A 16,147-nucleotide genomic window follows, 5' to 3' on the forward strand; every position below is an offset into this window, starting at 1 on the left:
GTTAAAAACCTCGTTTTTCGGGAAATCTGCAAACTTCCGAACTTGTGGAAAGGCCGCCGACGGATGTCCATTCGACAGCGTGTGCACTAACGGAAATTTTCGCCTTTCAATCCGGAAAATTTCCGGATTTTATTCACGTAAAAGGCCCATAAAATGCTTTTTGTGTATAGCCCCTTCAAGTTCTCCGTGCTGTCGTATTTTTTTCGTTTTTTTGCGTTTTTAACAATGTGTAGGAAAAAATACTGATGTGCCCGGCTAATTGCCCAGGCATCCCGCGGTTTGCGGTCAACGAGAAATTTGATTAAAGCCAGCAGGTCGAGCCAGAGACGCGCGAAAATTACCCATACTGCGGTCAGCAATGGCAGATTTTTCTGAAGCATAACCAGATTGTTCCGGAAGTTCAGATAGGTCTTCTTGGGGTTACTCGCCTGCAGTGTTCCACCACCCACGTGGTAAACCGTAGAAGTGGCCACATATCCGATTTTATATCCCATGCGTTTGAGCCGCCAGCACAGATCGATTTCTTCCATATGGGCGAAGAAGTCGGCATCAAAACCGCCCGACTGTCGCCAGGCAGCTGCTTTGATAAACAAGGCCGCTCCCGTTGCCCAGAATATTTCGCAAGTATCGTCGTATTGACGCCTGTCCGCTTCGATCTCATGAAACAGGCGTCCCCGGCAAAACGGATAGCCGTACCGGTCAATATATCCGCCCGCGGCACCGGCATGTTCAAAAAGCCCCTTCTCGTGGTAGGCTAATATTTTAGGCTGGGCCGCAGCCATTTCGTGTTCCGAGTCCAGATATTCTACAACCGGTTCAATCCAGTTAGGAGTAACTTCGACGTCGGAGTTTAATAGAACAAAGTAATCGGCGTCCACCAACTTTAATACCTCGTTGTACCCCCCGGCGAAGCCAAGATTCGCTTCGTTACGGATAATACGTATCGACGGATAGGTTTCTTGAACAAAACGGACGGAATCGTCGGTTGAAGCGTTATCGCCGATGATAAATTCTATGTTAGGGTAGGTGCTATTGTATACGGACGGAAGAAATTTCTCCAGGAAAAATCTGCCATTCCAATTGAGAATAACAACAGCCACTTTTGGGTAATGTTTCATGTTCTGCGTTTTCTTTTCCAACGTCTATGCGACCAAAGCCAATACGCTGGCTGTTCGCGGATCATTTTTTCTGTAAAATGATTGTGAAGGTCCGTTATAGCGTGGGGCCGAAACTCTTCGGGCCTTTCCACGAGTGTCGTAAATTGGCAGTAATAGTGCCCCCGTTTGGGCTTTCGGCCAATATGGCAATATACAACCGGATTACCCGTCATCCGGGCGATCCGTTCGGTTCCGGTGTAAACGAGCGTATCCTGATTCAGGAATTCCATGAAATAGTCCGAGTCTTGGTAAGTCGGCGTTTGATCCGCAACAAACATGCTGATATGCGGTGCGTTCCGTAGCCGCACGATATGCCTCAGGATCTGTTTCATCGGCACCATGACCGCGCCGAAACGCGAACGGAGACTGTTGTAGACGTCGTTGAAATCCGTGTCGTTGAGCGGCTTGTAGATGACCAACCGTGGCGACTCCGTCATCAGGGACAAGCGGTGGATTCCCAATTCCCAGTTGCCGTAGTGTGCTGTTACTCCGACTACGCCTTTTCCATTTTTTAGATGCCTGAGTATCTCCTCTTCGTTAAGTAATTCGATACGTTTGATCACCTCTTCCCGGCTTATCGTCCGCATTTTTATAGCCTCGACAATCAGATCGGGGAAAAAGCGATAGAATTTTTTCGCAATATGATGACGCTCCACTTCCGATTTTTCAGGGAAGGAGTTTTTGAGGTTCTCGAATACCACTTTTCTACGATATCGTACCAGGTAGAACAACGTAAAATACAGTACGTCTGATATACTGTAGAGTACCCAAAACGGTAGCAACGAAAAAATATAGAGCAGCGAAGCTATGCTTTTTTTTCTCATGAATACGGTCAAATTCCTGGGATTCCCTGCAAATATCCCTAAATAAGTTTACTTTTGCCTAAAATAGTTAAAATCGATGGAATCACAGTTGCTTTTACCCGCTTTTTATCTACCGCCTGTCAGTTATTTTCATATTATCCAACAAACAGATCAGCCAATCCTGTTAGAAAGGTTCGAACATTATCCAAAACAGAGCTATAGAACGCGGACGAAAATTGCAACTGCCAATGGTACGCTTGACCTCATCGTCCCCATCATACACGGACGGAAAGAACATGTGCCGATGAAGGACATCCGCATTAACTACGAATTTGATTGGCAACGCCTACACTGGCTTAGCCTGCAGACGGCGTATCGTAGCTCGGCTTACTTTGAGTACTATGAGGATGACTTCCTGCAATTTTACAATAAGCGTCACGACTTTTTATTCGATTTCAACCTCAGCCAGCTCGAGCTTATTCTTAAGTGCTTAAAAATCCGTCGCGATATTGTGCCCACGTCGACATATATTCCTCTTGTGGAACCGCACGATTTCAGAAGGGAAATTCACCCTAAAAAAGAGAGCGTTTGGACCGCTCCTAAGCCCTATTACCAGGTTTTCTCAGAAAAGCATGGTTTTCTTCCTGAGCTAAGCATTGTCGATCTGTTGTTTAATCAAGGGCCTCAAAGTCGGAATTACCTGTAAAGCACGAATTGGCGAACCCCGGCTGTCTACCTTCCGGATATCTATTGCCCTCGTGCATAAGCTTCACCCGTCATTGGGGATGGACGCAAAAATAATTATCGGCTTTCCAAAAATATGAGAACATTTTTGCGCGCTCGCTGTTGAGATAGTAAACCGGATTTCATGGGAAAACTGTTTGCTCTTCTTTTCATAAGTATAGGGTTCGGAAAAGTAGCTGCCCAAACGGAGGCCGACACGCTGCACTTCCGTAAAATATACTACTTTGGAGGTACGGGGCTCTCGTTCCCTTTAGGTAAAACGGGGGAGGCCCTGACAACCAGGCTCTTTTCGGGAAGCGCAGGTTTAGATATTGCTTTAAAGAACCCCAGCTACTTTCTAACTCCGACCTTGTATATGTTAACCTTCGGGTATGACCAGCTTTTGCCGGATCCCGACTACAATTATATGGTAAAGAATGGCCGGGCGAGCTTCTACATGTTAAGCCTCGCCGCCGGACGCCGTAAGCAGTTCAAAAGGTTGAACACTTACGGATATATAGGGCCGGCAATTGGGCTGATAACCGAGCCACGGGGCGACGTTGCGGGAGAGATTTTACAGATGTCGAATAAACGCTCCCTCACGCTGGCGGGAAAGGTGGGCGTGGGATCCGACTATAAATTTTCCGGTTTTTTTATAGGAGCAGAAATTGGCTATCTTTATAATTTCCGAAAAATTGAAGGTAATCCAGTCCAGTTCCTGACGATTATGGTTGGACTAAAATCGGATATAACCCGGCTGAGCGAAAGGGTCACCCGCGTAATCGGCATAGATACCTATAAAGATTAATTATGTATGGCGTCCATAAAATAAAACGTGTCGGACAGATTTTGCGGATTTTGTCAAAGCACGGATTCGAAGAAATCATTTCCCGGTCGAATATTGATCGGCTCATACCTGACAGCTTTTTATTATGGAATACGCATACCCGAAAGATCTTTGAGGAAGATTTCAATATCCGCATCCGCCTAGCCATGGAGGAACTTGGGCCAACCTTTATAAAGCTGGGGCAACTGCTGAGCAATAGGGCTGATATTATTCCCCATGAAATGCGGAGGGAGCTGGTTAAGCTGCAGGATGAAGTACCACCCGAGCCAATTAATGTCATAGATAAACTTCGGACATCCTTAAATATCGAAGCATCAGACCATTTTACGCATATCGATGATGTGCCGATAGCAGCCGCCTCTATCGGTCAGGTCTATAGGGCCGTCCTCCGAAACGGTGATAAGGTTGTTATCAAGGTTAGGCGGACCGGTGTTCAGGAGATTGTATATGCCGATCTGGATTTTATACAGGACCTTGTCCGATTATTACGCAAGAAATACGAGGTTATCCAGAAAATAAACCTCTATGAGATTGTTCAATCGTTTGCCAGTGCGCTGACGGACGAGCTGTCGTTTACGAATGAACTGAATAATATTGAGCGTTTTAGGCGTAATTTTAAAGACAACGGACAAGTGTACGTTCCTAAAGTATATCGGGAGTATAGTAATGATGAACTGTTGTGTATGGAGTATATTGACGGGATCAAGCTTAACGATATAGCCGGCCTACAGCAGTACGGCCTATCTTCTGCAGCAACGTTGCAACGTTGCTTGGACCTCTATCTCGAACAGGTGCTTCAACATGGCTTTTTCCACGCCGATCCGCATCCGGGAAATGTGCTGGTAAACGACAGAGGCCAAGTAGTCTTTATAGATTTCGGCTCCATGGGTTTTATGATTCCGCGCGATCGGGATATCATTGAAAGGATGGTGATCAACTTTTTGATGAATGACGCAAAGGATCTTATCCGCAATATCAAAAGGTTGGCCGTCCTGCATCACATACAGGACGAGCGCCAACTGGAAAGAGATGCGTACGAGATTTTTCAGATGATTGAAGAGAATGCGCTAGAAGATATTGACATTTCGGTCATGCTTCGAAAGTTGAATAAGGTGTTGCAGTACAATAACATTTTGCTTCCCGACTTCGTATATATTTTACTACGTGGTGTTTCTATCCTGGAAGGTACAGGCCGGCAGCTTGATGCACGGCTAAACATCCCTGAAAGCATTAAACCTTTCGCAAAGAAGATAGCGCAGGATAAAATGTCGTCTGACTATCTTAAAAAGAAACTGCTGGAGAAAAGTAAGTTTATCAAAGAGGTGCTAACCGAGGTTCCTGAGGATATGATTGCGGTGCTGGAAAAAGTAAAATCAGATAAACTGTCCTTCAACCACAGGATTCACGACTTCGACCGGATGCAGCTTATTCTTCATCGTATTGGAAATAAGTTCCTGTTATCTATACTTGCCATGACATTTGGCGTCGGCGCAAGTATCCTCGCACACGGCCGCGTTGGATACCTGCTGTGGGGCATGCCGATACTTTCCTGGTTGGGATTTTTAGTTAGCTTCATTCTTTCAGGAATACTTCTTATCTATCTGGTTAGAAGTAAGTAGCTGTTAAAATACGTTAAAAAAATATATAAAAAAATTCCTTTAGGTACTATGCGGCAGATGATGTCGTTATTTAGGTATACTATATAAAATTCATAATAGGTTAATAATTGGTTTGGTAAACGTCCGCAGTTCCCCGCTACGGACGTTTCTTTTTCCGTCATGTTTTTGAAAATTGCAGCGGGTGGAGTTCGTATGCGAGACCGGATGACGTAACCATAGAGTCGTCGACGTTGCGATCTCCGGTTCGGAAAGGGGGGAATAGATTGCTGATATTCATTCCTAACAGGGCCGCATGAATACCGCAGGGCGAATCTAAACCAATGCCCCTATTATGCAATAGTTTTTTTATACTATGGTGTTCGCGAATGTGAAGCATTTTATTTAGGTTTGGTAACCATTTTAAAAACGAAACAACATGAAGACACTGTTACTGTTATTTTTATCGTTCGGAACATTAACTACGTTTGGGCAGGACTACCGGACGGAAGAGAATATTGCATACGTGGAAAAAGCTGGTTCTTCCTATCAGCGGGAGCAATGTCTGGTAGACATATATTATCCCACTTCGGGCGAGCAGAGGCCCGTGGTTGTTTGGTACCATGGAGGCGGTCTTACCGGAGGAAGAAAAGAGATCCCTGAGTTTTTGAAAAACAAAGGTTTGGTCGTTGTTGGCGTAGGTTACCGGTTCGCGCCCAACGTTAAAGTAGAGGACATCATTTCTGATGCCGCCAAAGCAGTATCGTTTGTCATCAAGCACGCTGAACGCTATCGTATCGACCGCACCAAGGTGTTTCTCTCCGGTCACTCCGCTGGTGGTTATCTGGCCTTGATGTTAGGCTTAAACAAAGCTTACCTGCATGCTGAAGGGATAGATGCCGACCGGCTAAAAGGTGTTATTTCGTTCAGCGGACAGGCTATAACCCACTTCACCGCGAGAAAAGAACAGGGGATTGCGGAGAAACAACCAACGGTCGGGCCATTGGCTCCTTTATATTGGGTGCGTTCCGACGCTCCGCCGATTGTCCTTTTAACGGGCGACCGCGAAAAAGAAATGCTGGGTCGGTACGAGGAGAACGCCTATTTGAAGAGAATGTTGTCGATTGCCGGACATAATGATGTCCGTCTTTTCGAATTTCAGGGATATGGACATGATATGACTTATCCCGGCTTTCCGGTGCTTATCGACGAAATCAACCGCATATTAAAACAAGAATAAAAGGGTATAAGCATAGCTACACAGCGCTGTCCATATCTTCGTCCCGGAACCGTTCGTTTTTATAGAAGAACTGTCGGTCCCGCTCGGTAATTTCCCTGAGAACCCGACAGGGATTACCGGCGGCAACCACATTGTCGGGTATATCTTTTGTAACCACTGCGCCGGCGCCTATAACAACGTTTCGCCCTATCTGCACGCCCGGATTAACAACCGTCTGCCCCCCAATCCAGGTGTTATCGCCAATCACGATAGGTTTGGCGAACTCCCAGCCCGACGCACGCATCGCTGCGTCTATAGGATGACCAGCCGTAAAAAGCGAAACGTTAGGGCCCATCATCACATTGTCTCCGATACGTACAGGCGCACAATCAAGGATGGTGAGATTATAATTGGCGTAAAAGTTGTCACCAAGATATATATTATAGCCATAGTCACATCGGAACGGTGGTTCAATATAAAAACGTGAAGTGGTGCCTCCCAACAGCTTCTTTAGCAGTTGTTTTCGTGCCTTTATCTTGGATGGCTCTAAGTTGTTAAACAGAAATAGCTGCTCCTTCGCATGCTGCCGTTCTTCAAATAGCTCTTTTCCGGATGCTTTATAAATTTCGCCAGCAACCATTTTTTCTTTGGATGTTTTCGTCTTATACATACCACAGAAAAATAGCGAAAATTATTAACGTTTCTACTTTTAGAAAACAAAAGATGTAAAAAACCGATTCTCCTACTAGGAGACTCGCCATGAAAATAGCATATATCAGTACCTACGTACCTAGGCAATGCGGAATTGCCACCTTTACCAACGACCTCATCAAAGCGGTGTATTACAATGATCATCAACAGGTTATTGATCAGCACGTATTTGCCGTGTCCGACGAAAAAGGCGCTTACGACTACCCCAGCGAAGTGGTCTATGAAATTGAACAAGGATCCAGACAGCACTATATAGGAGCAGCAAGCATTATCAACAGTGGGGCATACGACGTGTGCTTACTCGAGCATGAGTACGGAATTTATGGCGGGAATAGCGGCGGCTATATCCTGTCATTGCTCAAAAGGCTGCGTATTCCGCTACTGGTCAACCTCCATACCGTGTTGGAGAACCCTTCTGTCGATGAAAAAGCCGTGTTGGAGGAGATCGTGCAGCGGGCAGACAAGCTGATTGTCATGACGACATATGCCGTGGGGATCTTACAGCGCGTTTATAGCGTCCCGCTATCCAAGATCGTAGTGATACCACACGGGGTTCCTTCTTATCCGCTCGGAAACCGCGAAGCAAAATCGGCCCTCGGACTTGCCGGCAAACGTGTGCTTTTGACATTTGGTTTTCTGAGCCGGAATAAAGGTATCGATGTTGCCATTAAAGCATTGCAGGAAGTTGTCAGACGTTTTCCCGATGTGGTGTACCTTGTGGTGGGCAGGACGCATCCCAATGTGTTAAAGCATGAGGGGGAAGAATACCGGCACCACCTGCACGCATTAGTCGACGAGTTGGGCCTGCGTCAGCATGTTGTGTTCGACAACTCGTTCATCGAGAACGAGCGGCTGGCGACCTATCTTTCGGCCTGCGATATTTACATTACACCCTATCTGAATGAGGCCCAGATTACGAGTGGAACACTATCTTTCGCTATGGGAGCGGGTGCATGTGTTATATCGACTCCCTATTGGCATGCGAAAGAGGCTTTGGCCAAAGGACGCGGCATACTTTTTAATTTCAAAGACCATGAAGGACTGAGCAGGGAACTCGTACACCTTCTCGAAGACGACCGTCGGTTGCAGGCCGTCCGGACGCGTGTAGCAGGCCTCAAATTTGATTTGTCATGGAACAAACTTGCACTTCAGTATATGGAACTATTTCTAGAATCAAGACAACAGTATGTTTTCGACCAGGACAAGAAATCGCATAACAAGAAGCTGGAGTTACCTCCATTGGATTTACAACACGTCCGCAGGTTAACAAATCAGGTGGGGATCATTCAACACGCGACTTACGCAACGCCCAATTATCATCATGGATATTGTCTCGACGACAATGCCCGCGCATTGTTGCTGGCGCTGATGGTTCAGGAAGACCACCCTGATAGGGACGTCATGGATCTGATCTCTACGTATGTGAGTTATATACATTACGCCCAGCGAGCGGATGGAAACTTCAAAAATTTCATGAGTTTTGACAACCGGTTTTTGGAAGATGTGGGATCGGAAGATGCATTTGGGCGCTGTATCTGGGCGCTGGGTTATCTGGTGCGGAGCCGGACAAACGCGAGCTTTCATCAGATCGGAAAGGAGATGTTTGAGCGGGCGAGGCCACATCTGCAGAAGCTCCGTTCCATTAGGGCAATAGCTTACTGTGTTCTCGGCGTAGCACATTATCTCGAACAGGCTCCCCAGCACGAAGGTTTCATTGCTGAGCTAAGAGGGCTGGTACAGTTTATCTGTCACGAGTTCAATGCGAACAAGGGCGTAGACTGGGAGTGGTTTGAGAAGATAGTGTCTTACGACAATGCTATTATCCCTACGGCTTTGTTACGGGCCAATGTTTATTTGCATATGGACGATGTGGAACAGATCGCCCTGGCATCGGCCTCATTCCTCGACGGAATACTTTTCAGAAAGCAAGAGCTCTCCTTGATCGGCAACGACGGGTGGTACGCTGCAGGTTCCCCGCTTGCAGAGTTTGGACAGCAGCCAATCGAAGTTTACAGTACGATGCTGATGTACGAGGAGCTTTATAAGATCGACCGTCGTCCAATTTACAGGGAGCGCGTGGAACGGTCGTATCAATGGTTTTTAGGAGGCAACGATCTGCAGCTTAACCTGTTCGATAAGGAGACTGGAGGCTGTTGTGACGGACTGGAATCCTATGGCGTCAACAGAAACCAGGGCGCGGAGAGCACGATAACGTTCTGGTTGTCTACCGTACACATGTATCGTGCTCTGAAAAATCACCCATTAGCCAAAAGTTCGGCTAGTAAATCCTCGACGTTCACGGTCGCGTAACTCGATGCATAGTCGGACATCGCATACGGAATGATGAGATGTCCGTTATGTATCATCTGCCCACAGGAGTACACGACATTGGGCACATAGCCTTCGCGTTCAGTAGTCGTGGGTGATAATATCGGCTGTTTTGATCGGCCAATTATCTTTGTAGGGTCTTCTAGGTCCAGCAGCGCCGCACTCAATGTATACATACGCATTGGGCCCACGCTATGCGTGATGACCAGCCATCCCTTTTCCGTTTCCACGGGCGATCCGCAGTTCCCCAGCTGGACAAACTCCCATGGCTCTTTTGGCTCCTGTAGGAGGATGATATCTTCGTGCCAGTTGGTGATGTTGTCGGAGAAGGAGATGTAGTTGTTCTCGCCATCCACACGGCTTAGCATGGCGTACTTGCCATTGATCTTACGCGGGAATAGCGCTGCTCCTTTGTTGGCAATCTTTCCGTTGATGGGCTGTACCTTAAAATGGATAAAGTCTTTCGTAGACAGTAGTTTGGGCAGAATGGAAAAACCATCGTAGGCCGTGTAGGTGGCATAATAGGTGATATGCCCTTTTTCGTCCTGAAATCTGACAAAACGGGCATCTTCGATCCCCCTTATTTCAGTTTCGGCCAGCGGGAAGATCACACGCTCCGAAATAGCAGTATCTAAGGAATAGGTCATTTCGTAATGCGACGATGCCAGCCACATCATTTGGTTCGCCAACGTTTCACTGTCCAGCGAAAGCGTGTGTTCCTCTTTAATTTCCCGCACAAAACGCCGAAGCTCTTCGTACGTGAATGTTTTTGTCAGTTTGTTGGTGATGATGCGGAGCATTTCTTCTTCTGGAGCGTGTAGCGCTACTAATTTGGCAAGGAAATCCTCTTTTTCATACTGGTGATTCTTGATCTGCTTGGGTTTCTCCAATAGACGTCCTACTTCATCTAAATGAATGTTGAGCTGCTCGTCGATCACGCCCGAGCGGAAAACAATGGAGGATACATGCCCTTCACCGGTCGCACGGAAGCTCAGTATCACGCGTTTTTCCCCATCTCTCAGCTGAGACTGGTCGATATCTTCAATGATCGATGGATTAAAAAAGGCAGCGGCCTCGATAGAATACTCCATGGTAAAGTAAGCCCCGATGATCAGCCTTTCTTTATATGTTATCTCCCGGTTTCCAAGGTTCATCTTTTTTATGACCGGTGTCAGCCGCCGGAAATTCTTTTCCAAAATGGAAACCACGCTGCGGTGCCTTTTTGAAAAATTGCGGAGAATCGTGTTCAATAGCTCGTTTTGCCGGTTTTTCGGCAGTTCCAAAACCCGCCGGATGATTTTTATCGATCTGTCCTCGCCGAGCTGAAAGAACCGGGCTAACACGCGTTTGGAGTCCGGACTAAATATAATAGGTTTACGTTCTACTTGTACAGCCATAGTTTTTGCTATTTATTATAATAATCGTTCTTGACAGAAAATTGTTTGGCATAAGTTGACAGGCCGTTGTTGGGAGAATGTGTATTTTTGGCCTAAACTACGATAACCATATGGATAAAATATTAGAACACATCGAACCCCGTGCGGTATGGCAGTATTTCGAACAGTTGAATGCTGTACCTAGAGGGTCGAAAAAGGAAGACCGTATTGTTCAGTTTATGTTAGACTTTGGAACTGGCTTAGGACTTGAGGCGCTAAAGGATGACGTAGGGAATGTGCTGATACGCAAAGATGCAACTGCCGGTATGGGCCACTGTAAGACGGTCATCCTGCAGTCGCATCTGGATATGGTTCATCAGAAAAATAACGACACCGTGTTCGACTTCGAGAATCAGGGAATTACGATGTATGTGGACGGAGATTGGGTAAAGGCGAAAGGTACCACATTGGGCGCCGACAATGGGCTTGGTGTTGCTGCTATTATGGCCGTCTTAGCCTCTACAGATATCGCGCATCCACCGCTTGAAGCACTGTTTACCATCGACGAAGAGACGGGCATGACCGGTGCGAAGGGACTCCAGAAAGGGTTGCTGAAGGGTAGTATCCTGTTGAATCTTGACACCGAAGACGATAGTGAAATTGATATCGGCTGCGCGGGGGGCGTCGATATAACGGCACGTATCAGCTATACGCCCGAAGCGGTGTCGCCGGGCTCTCAGGCTTATACCCTTGCGGTGAAAGGGCTGAAAGGTGGACACTCCGGAATGGATATACATAAAGGGCTCGGCAATGCAAACAAGATCTTAAATAGAATACTTTTCGAGCTTTTGCCTTTCGATATACGGCTAGCAGGTATAGAAGGAGGAGGGTTGCGTAACGCCATCCCCAGAGAAAGTACGGCTACGCTGGTGGTGGGGCGGGAGGATAAAGAAGCCCTGGTCGATACGATCAGCAAGCTGCGCAGCCTGTTAACAAAAGAGTACGGGCACGTTGAGCCTGAACTTGCGATACAGCTTGTTGAGTCGCTGGCTTCTCCCGAGGATGTGGTTCCACGCAAGATGCATGAGAAGCTCATAAAAGCCATCTATGCCGCACCTAACGGTGTATACCGAATGAGCCCTGCGTTCGACGGGCTCGTGGAGACATCCAATAATATTGCGCGCGTTGATGTCGGAGGTGGAAACATTGTTGTAAAATGCCTTACCCGTTCGTCGGTGGAATCTTCAAAAGAAGACCTTTCGAATGCCCTGAGGAGCTGTTTTGAACTGGCGGGAGCGCATGTAGAGTTATCGGGAGACTATCCCGGTTGGACGCCTGATCCGGATTCCGCGATATTGCGCACGGTAAAAGAAACGTATATGGACCTCTTCGGCGAGGAACCTCAGGTCGTCGCTTGCCACGCCGGACTGGAATGTGGTATTCTGGCGGGCATCTATCCGGGAATCGATATGGTGTCCTTCGGCCCGACAATCAGGGGTGCACATTCTCCGGAGGAACGGGTTTCCATATCGTCAGTGAGAAAATTCTGGTCGTTGTTGTTGGCCGTTCTTAGGAATACGCCGGCTTCCAGCTGATAAACAAATAAGGCATGCCTTTGGATACTTCCAAAGGCGATGCCTCTCGTTGTTGTTTAGTTGTGTCGAATTACGAAATCCTCTTTTGGTACACGCACTTTCTTAAGGTTTACCAACCAGTCGTTCTCTGCATCCCTATACCCGAGAGCTAAGATCGTCACCGACCTAAGTCCTAAAGCGGGAAGCCCAAGCAATTCGTCGAGCTGTGCATTGTCGAAACCTTCCATAGGCGTCGCATCGACCCGTTGCTCGGCCGCTGCTGCGATGGCAAGGCCGAAACCGATGTACGCCTGACGGGCGGCGTGGGCGAAATGCTGCTCTGACGTCTGCCGTTGGAGTGTTCCGAAAAGCTGATTTTTATAAGCATCCGAGAATCCTGCCGGCAAGTCCCTTTCCTGCTCCTGCTGAGCAAAAGTCGCATCTACCCGCTCTTTCGTATACTCATCATAGGCTGCGAACACCAACAGATGCGAAGCATCCTGTATCTGCGATTGTCCGAACGCAATAGGTTGTATTTTGGCCTTTAAATCAGGGTTTGTAATCTCAATGACTTTATACGGTTGCAGTCCCGACGAGGTAGGTGCCAGCCGCGCTGCCTCTACGATGTAGTCTACTTTTTCTTGTTGTACGGCCTTGCCGTTCATCTTTTTTGTAGCATAGCGCCACTGTAAATCATCTATTAAGCTCATTTTTTTGTTTATCTTTTGTGAATTAATGTGAACATAAAACTTTCTATAGCGTCTGTAAAGACAGGAGTAGGACCGTCCGGAATGCCGTTTCCGGAAAGCAGTTCGATGGATATAAATCCGTGAAGGATAGACCAGAAGGTTTTCATCTTCAAGTGCAGATCTAAATGCCCGTTTTGATATTCTATCGCGACATCTTCGATTACCCGATACATTGTTTCGGACATCTGTTTTATCTCGGAAATGCTATTCACCGTTTCACATGCCGGCATTCCGAGCCCGAACATTATACGGTAGTGCTCCGTGTGCGACGCCGCAAAGGTCCAATACGCATAGGCCAGCTGCCGAAGACGGGCTTCACTACCTACGACCGCCTGCTGGACCCGTAGCATTTCTACCGTCAGCTTGTCGAATCCATCTTTAATAAAGTATTCCTGTATAGCCTCCTTGTTTTGAAAATGTTTGTAAATAACCGGAATGCTATATTCGATAGCCTCCGCTATGCGGCGGATCGAAAGCGCCTGCCACCCCTCTTTCTGGATGATGCTCCAGGATTGTTGGATGATCTTCTGCCGAAGTTCTTCCTGCTGACGTGCCTTCCGTTCGGATATTCCCATTTGTGTTTAAACATTTAGTTAACAGTGTTAGCAAAAGTATCATAATTAATTTTTTAAAAAAAACGCTGGTGGATAAATCGACATTTTTCTGACATGACCGCTCCGGGGGATAGGATTTCTGTTGCAACTGAGGCTTATTTTGTTTAAGTTTAACCTCATGAAAGCTGCTAATAAGCAACAGAAGGTGTCCTTGGTGCTCGGAAGCGGCGGGGCGAGGGGGATTACGCAGATCGGCGTGATACAATGTCTGGAAGAGCAGGGCTTTATCGTGGATGAGGTGGTAGGATGTTCCATCGGTGCGCTGGTAGGAGCTGCATATGCGTGCCGGCGGGTGCAGGAGCTGGGGGATTGGATGAAGACGTTGACGAAGACGCAGGTATTCAAATTAATGGATTTTTCGAATCCCCGATATGGACTATTAAAAGGAGCCCGTGTCCTAAACACCTTACATCAGGTTTTCGACGATGTTAATATAGAAGATTTGCCGTTGAGATACACAGCAGTGGCGACCGATCTGGAACGGGAAGAAGAGGTTTTGTTCCGCGAAGGAAGCATATACGCTGCTATACGGGCGTCGATAGCCATCCCCGGGGTGTTTACGGGTGTTTCCTGGTCGAACCGTTTTCTTGTAGATGGAGGCGTTTTGAATCCAGTTCCGGTCAACCACGTATCCAAAAAGGAAAATATCGTGATTGCCGTTAATCTGGACGGGATCCCAGCGAAGGACGACGGGCTAGTTCCCAAACTTAACCCCGTTGCGCTATTGCAGGAATCGTATTACGCAATGCGCCGGCGGCTGAGTAGACTGACCTTGGAACTATATAAACCGCACTATACCATTACGGTGCCCCATAATTCCGCAGGTATATGGGATTTCCACCGTTCCAAAGAATTGATCGACATGGGGTATAATTTGACAGAGCAGGCACTAAAAAGCCAGCACCAGCTTAAACTTCCCTTAGAAAGTCGTCCAACAGCTGGTTGAAACGTTCAGGGTTTTCTAAGTTGGGGAGGTGCCCGCACTGTTCGATTTCAACAAATTTCGAGTTCGGTACGGCCTGTGCAATATCTTCCATGTCCTGACGCGCTGTTATTTTGTCTTCCGTGCCGCGGATCAGAAGTGTTGGCGCGCTGATCGAGGAGAGGCTATCGCTGGTGTCGGTACGCGACGCCAATGCCAACAGGGTCGCGCAAATAGTGCGGATACTGTTCCGCCGGATACTGCTTTTGATCAGTTCCACAGCCTCTGGTTTTTCTTCAATGCTATTTGCCGCAAAAACATTTTCCACAAAGCCGATGGCAAATGGCCGCCGGCCATGATTAAGAACAGCCTGGATGCTGTCAAAGCGTTTCTGTCTCCCGGCGTTAGTGTCGGCCTTGCTATGGGTGTCTACAAGCACGAGGCCATTGATCTTGTCGGGAAATAATTGGTAAGCGCGCAGTGCAATGTAGCCGCCCATGGATATGCCACATAATACGGCCTGTTGGATTTCCAATTTTTCTAAAAAGACGCGGAGATCCTTCGCAAAAACGTCAATGGAGAAAAAGCCGTGCCCGCTGGTGCTATTCCCATGTCCGCGTATATCGATGGCAATGCCGGTTACATCGTCGGACAGTCCGGTAAGCTGCTCGCGCCACATATTTTTATTAAATGGGAAACCGTGTAAGAAAATAATAGTTTTTAGTGAGTCGATTCTTGCTTTTTTGATGTAATAGGATATACTTATGTCACCAATTCGAATTTTGTTGCTCTTTATTAAGCGTTCAACCATATCATTAAATTTATACTAAATGTAATTATTTTTTAATCAACAATATATGTACCATTGCAATTTTATTTGTCCCGTTTTTTGAAAAATAATTTGGAAAAATAGAAAAAGTGGCGATATTTGCGTCACCAAAATCGACAGCAGGTCGATAAAAAAAGAGCGCTCATAGCTTAATTGGATAGAGCATCTGACTACGGATCAGAAGGTTAGGGGTTCGACTCCCTTTGAGCGCACGGTATAACGGGACAAAAGAGGAATTCTTTTGTCCCGTTCTGTTTAGAATGCGACCGTGCGCTTCTGCCGGTCCGGCAAAAATTCCATGGCCTTTTTGTTTGTCTTCCTATCGCCCCCGCGGGGAAACGATAAAGCGCGAAGCAGTCCTTTGCGAGTTGGGGCGATCTACGACAGATATAACCGCCATAAGTCGCTTACCCGCCCGTACTCCGGACGGATGGGAAGGCAAAAAAACGAAAAGCGGATGGGGCTGAATAGGAGATCGTTGCCCTTTATCTGTGGCATAAAGTGAAAAAAAAGTTTGGATACAACTTCGTTTTGCCTATATTTGCATCACCAAAACAATACGGGCGATAAGTCGAAATGTGTTGGTTGCCGCGCTCATAGCTTAATTGGATAGAGCATCTGACTACGGATCAGAAGGTTAGGGGTTCGACTCCCTTTGAGCGCACTTAGTTACACGAAGCCTAATCCGACAAGATTAGGC

General features: G+C 47.1%; 14 protein-coding genes and 2 tRNA genes. 9 read left to right on the top strand and 7 right to left on the bottom strand.

The genetic code is table 11. The features are described from left to right. Nucleotides 1-86: 86 nt before the first annotated feature. Both BC792_RS04685 and BC792_RS04690 read right to left on the bottom strand, forming a co-directional pair. Entirely contained in the window at nt 87-1,118 is a 1,032-nt protein-coding gene (locus tag BC792_RS04685) for a glycosyltransferase family 2 protein (RefSeq protein ID WP_148907831.1), read from the bottom strand. Further along, on the bottom strand, nt 1,115-1,981 hold the full coding sequence (locus BC792_RS04690; RefSeq protein ID WP_148907832.1) for a lysophospholipid acyltransferase family protein: 867 nt from the start codon (nt 1,979-1,981) through the stop codon (nt 1,115-1,117). The genes BC792_RS04685 and BC792_RS04690 overlap by 4 nt, the downstream gene beginning before the upstream one ends. A gap of 76 nt (nt 1,982-2,057) precedes the next feature. Between BC792_RS04690 and BC792_RS04695 the strand changes: the two genes are divergently transcribed. From BC792_RS04695 to BC792_RS04710, 4 genes are all read left to right on the top strand, one after another. Beyond that, nucleotides 2,058-2,666 carry a WbqC family protein gene (locus BC792_RS04695; protein ID WP_148907833.1) on the top strand — a complete coding sequence of 203 codons (609 nt, stop codon included), beginning with the start codon at nt 2,058-2,060 and terminating at the stop codon, nt 2,664-2,666. A gap of 162 nt (nt 2,667-2,828) precedes the next feature. Beyond that, nucleotides 2,829-3,491 (top strand): hypothetical protein, encoded by a 663-nt coding sequence (locus BC792_RS04700; RefSeq protein ID WP_148907834.1) that lies wholly within the window; start codon nt 2,829-2,831, stop codon nt 3,489-3,491. A gap of 2 nt (nt 3,492-3,493) precedes the next feature. Then, nucleotides 3,494-5,149 (top strand): ABC1 kinase family protein, encoded by a 1,656-nt coding sequence (locus BC792_RS04705; protein WP_246154842.1) that lies wholly within the window; start codon nt 3,494-3,496, stop codon nt 5,147-5,149. 415 nt (nt 5,150-5,564) lie between these two features. Beyond that, complete coding sequence (locus tag BC792_RS04710) at nt 5,565-6,365, top strand: alpha/beta hydrolase (RefSeq protein ID WP_148907836.1); 801 nt, start codon at nt 5,565-5,567, stop codon at nt 6,363-6,365. A gap of 16 nt (nt 6,366-6,381) precedes the next feature. Here the strand turns inward: BC792_RS04710 and BC792_RS04715 are convergent, their stop codons facing one another. Further along, a complete protein-coding gene (locus BC792_RS04715; protein ID WP_148907837.1) occupies nt 6,382-7,014 on the bottom strand; it encodes a sugar O-acetyltransferase in 633 nt (210 codons plus the stop codon). Nucleotides 7,015-7,103: 89 nt separating this feature from the next. Between BC792_RS04715 and BC792_RS04720 the strand changes: the two genes are divergently transcribed. Continuing rightward, entirely contained in the window at nt 7,104-9,365 is a 2,262-nt protein-coding gene (locus tag BC792_RS04720) for a glycosyltransferase family 4 protein (protein WP_148907838.1), read from the top strand. On the opposite strand, the gene BC792_RS04725 is transcribed toward BC792_RS04720, so the two are convergent. Next, nucleotides 9,311-10,780, bottom strand: coding sequence for a glycoside hydrolase family 130 protein (locus tag BC792_RS04725; RefSeq protein WP_148907839.1), 1,470 nt, complete (start codon nt 10,778-10,780; stop codon nt 9,311-9,313). The genes BC792_RS04720 and BC792_RS04725 overlap by 55 nt on opposite strands. A gap of 110 nt (nt 10,781-10,890) precedes the next feature. Between BC792_RS04725 and BC792_RS04730 the strand changes: the two genes are divergently transcribed. Next, on the top strand, nt 10,891-12,354 hold the full coding sequence (locus tag BC792_RS04730) for an aminoacyl-histidine dipeptidase (protein WP_148907840.1): 1,464 nt from the start codon (nt 10,891-10,893) through the stop codon (nt 12,352-12,354). A gap of 56 nt (nt 12,355-12,410) precedes the next feature. On the opposite strand, the gene BC792_RS04735 is transcribed toward BC792_RS04730, so the two are convergent. Continuing rightward, nucleotides 12,411-13,043: an NAD(P)H-dependent oxidoreductase gene (locus BC792_RS04735; RefSeq protein ID WP_148907841.1), complete on the bottom strand. Its 633-nt coding sequence runs from the start codon at nt 13,041-13,043 to the stop codon at nt 12,411-12,413. 8 nt (nt 13,044-13,051) lie between these two features. Continuing rightward, a complete protein-coding gene (locus BC792_RS04740; protein ID WP_148907842.1) occupies nt 13,052-13,657 on the bottom strand; it encodes a TetR/AcrR family transcriptional regulator in 606 nt (201 codons plus the stop codon). A gap of 157 nt (nt 13,658-13,814) precedes the next feature. Here BC792_RS04740 and BC792_RS04745 point away from each other — a divergent pair, with 157 nt between their 5' ends. Beyond that, nucleotides 13,815-14,642 (top strand): patatin-like phospholipase family protein, encoded by an 828-nt coding sequence (locus BC792_RS04745; protein ID WP_148907843.1) that lies wholly within the window; start codon nt 13,815-13,817, stop codon nt 14,640-14,642. On the opposite strand, the gene BC792_RS04750 is transcribed toward BC792_RS04745, so the two are convergent. After that, nucleotides 14,605-15,429, bottom strand: coding sequence for an alpha/beta fold hydrolase (locus BC792_RS04750; RefSeq protein WP_148907844.1), 825 nt, complete (start codon nt 15,427-15,429; stop codon nt 14,605-14,607). The genes BC792_RS04745 and BC792_RS04750 overlap by 38 nt on opposite strands. Nucleotides 15,430-15,585: 156 nt before the next feature. Between BC792_RS04750 and BC792_RS04755 the strand changes: the two genes are divergently transcribed. Both BC792_RS04755 and BC792_RS04760 read left to right on the top strand, forming a co-directional pair. Further along, nucleotides 15,586-15,659 (top strand) — tRNA-Arg (locus BC792_RS04755). A 378-nt stretch (nt 15,660-16,037) separates the two neighbouring features. Further along, nucleotides 16,038-16,111 (top strand) — tRNA-Arg (locus tag BC792_RS04760). The last annotated feature ends 36 nt before the right edge of the window (nt 16,112-16,147 follow it).

The sequence above is a fragment of the Sphingobacterium allocomposti genome (assembly GCF_008124885.1).
In the GTDB taxonomy this organism is placed as follows: domain Bacteria; phylum Bacteroidota; class Bacteroidia; order Sphingobacteriales; family Sphingobacteriaceae; genus Sphingobacterium; species Sphingobacterium allocomposti.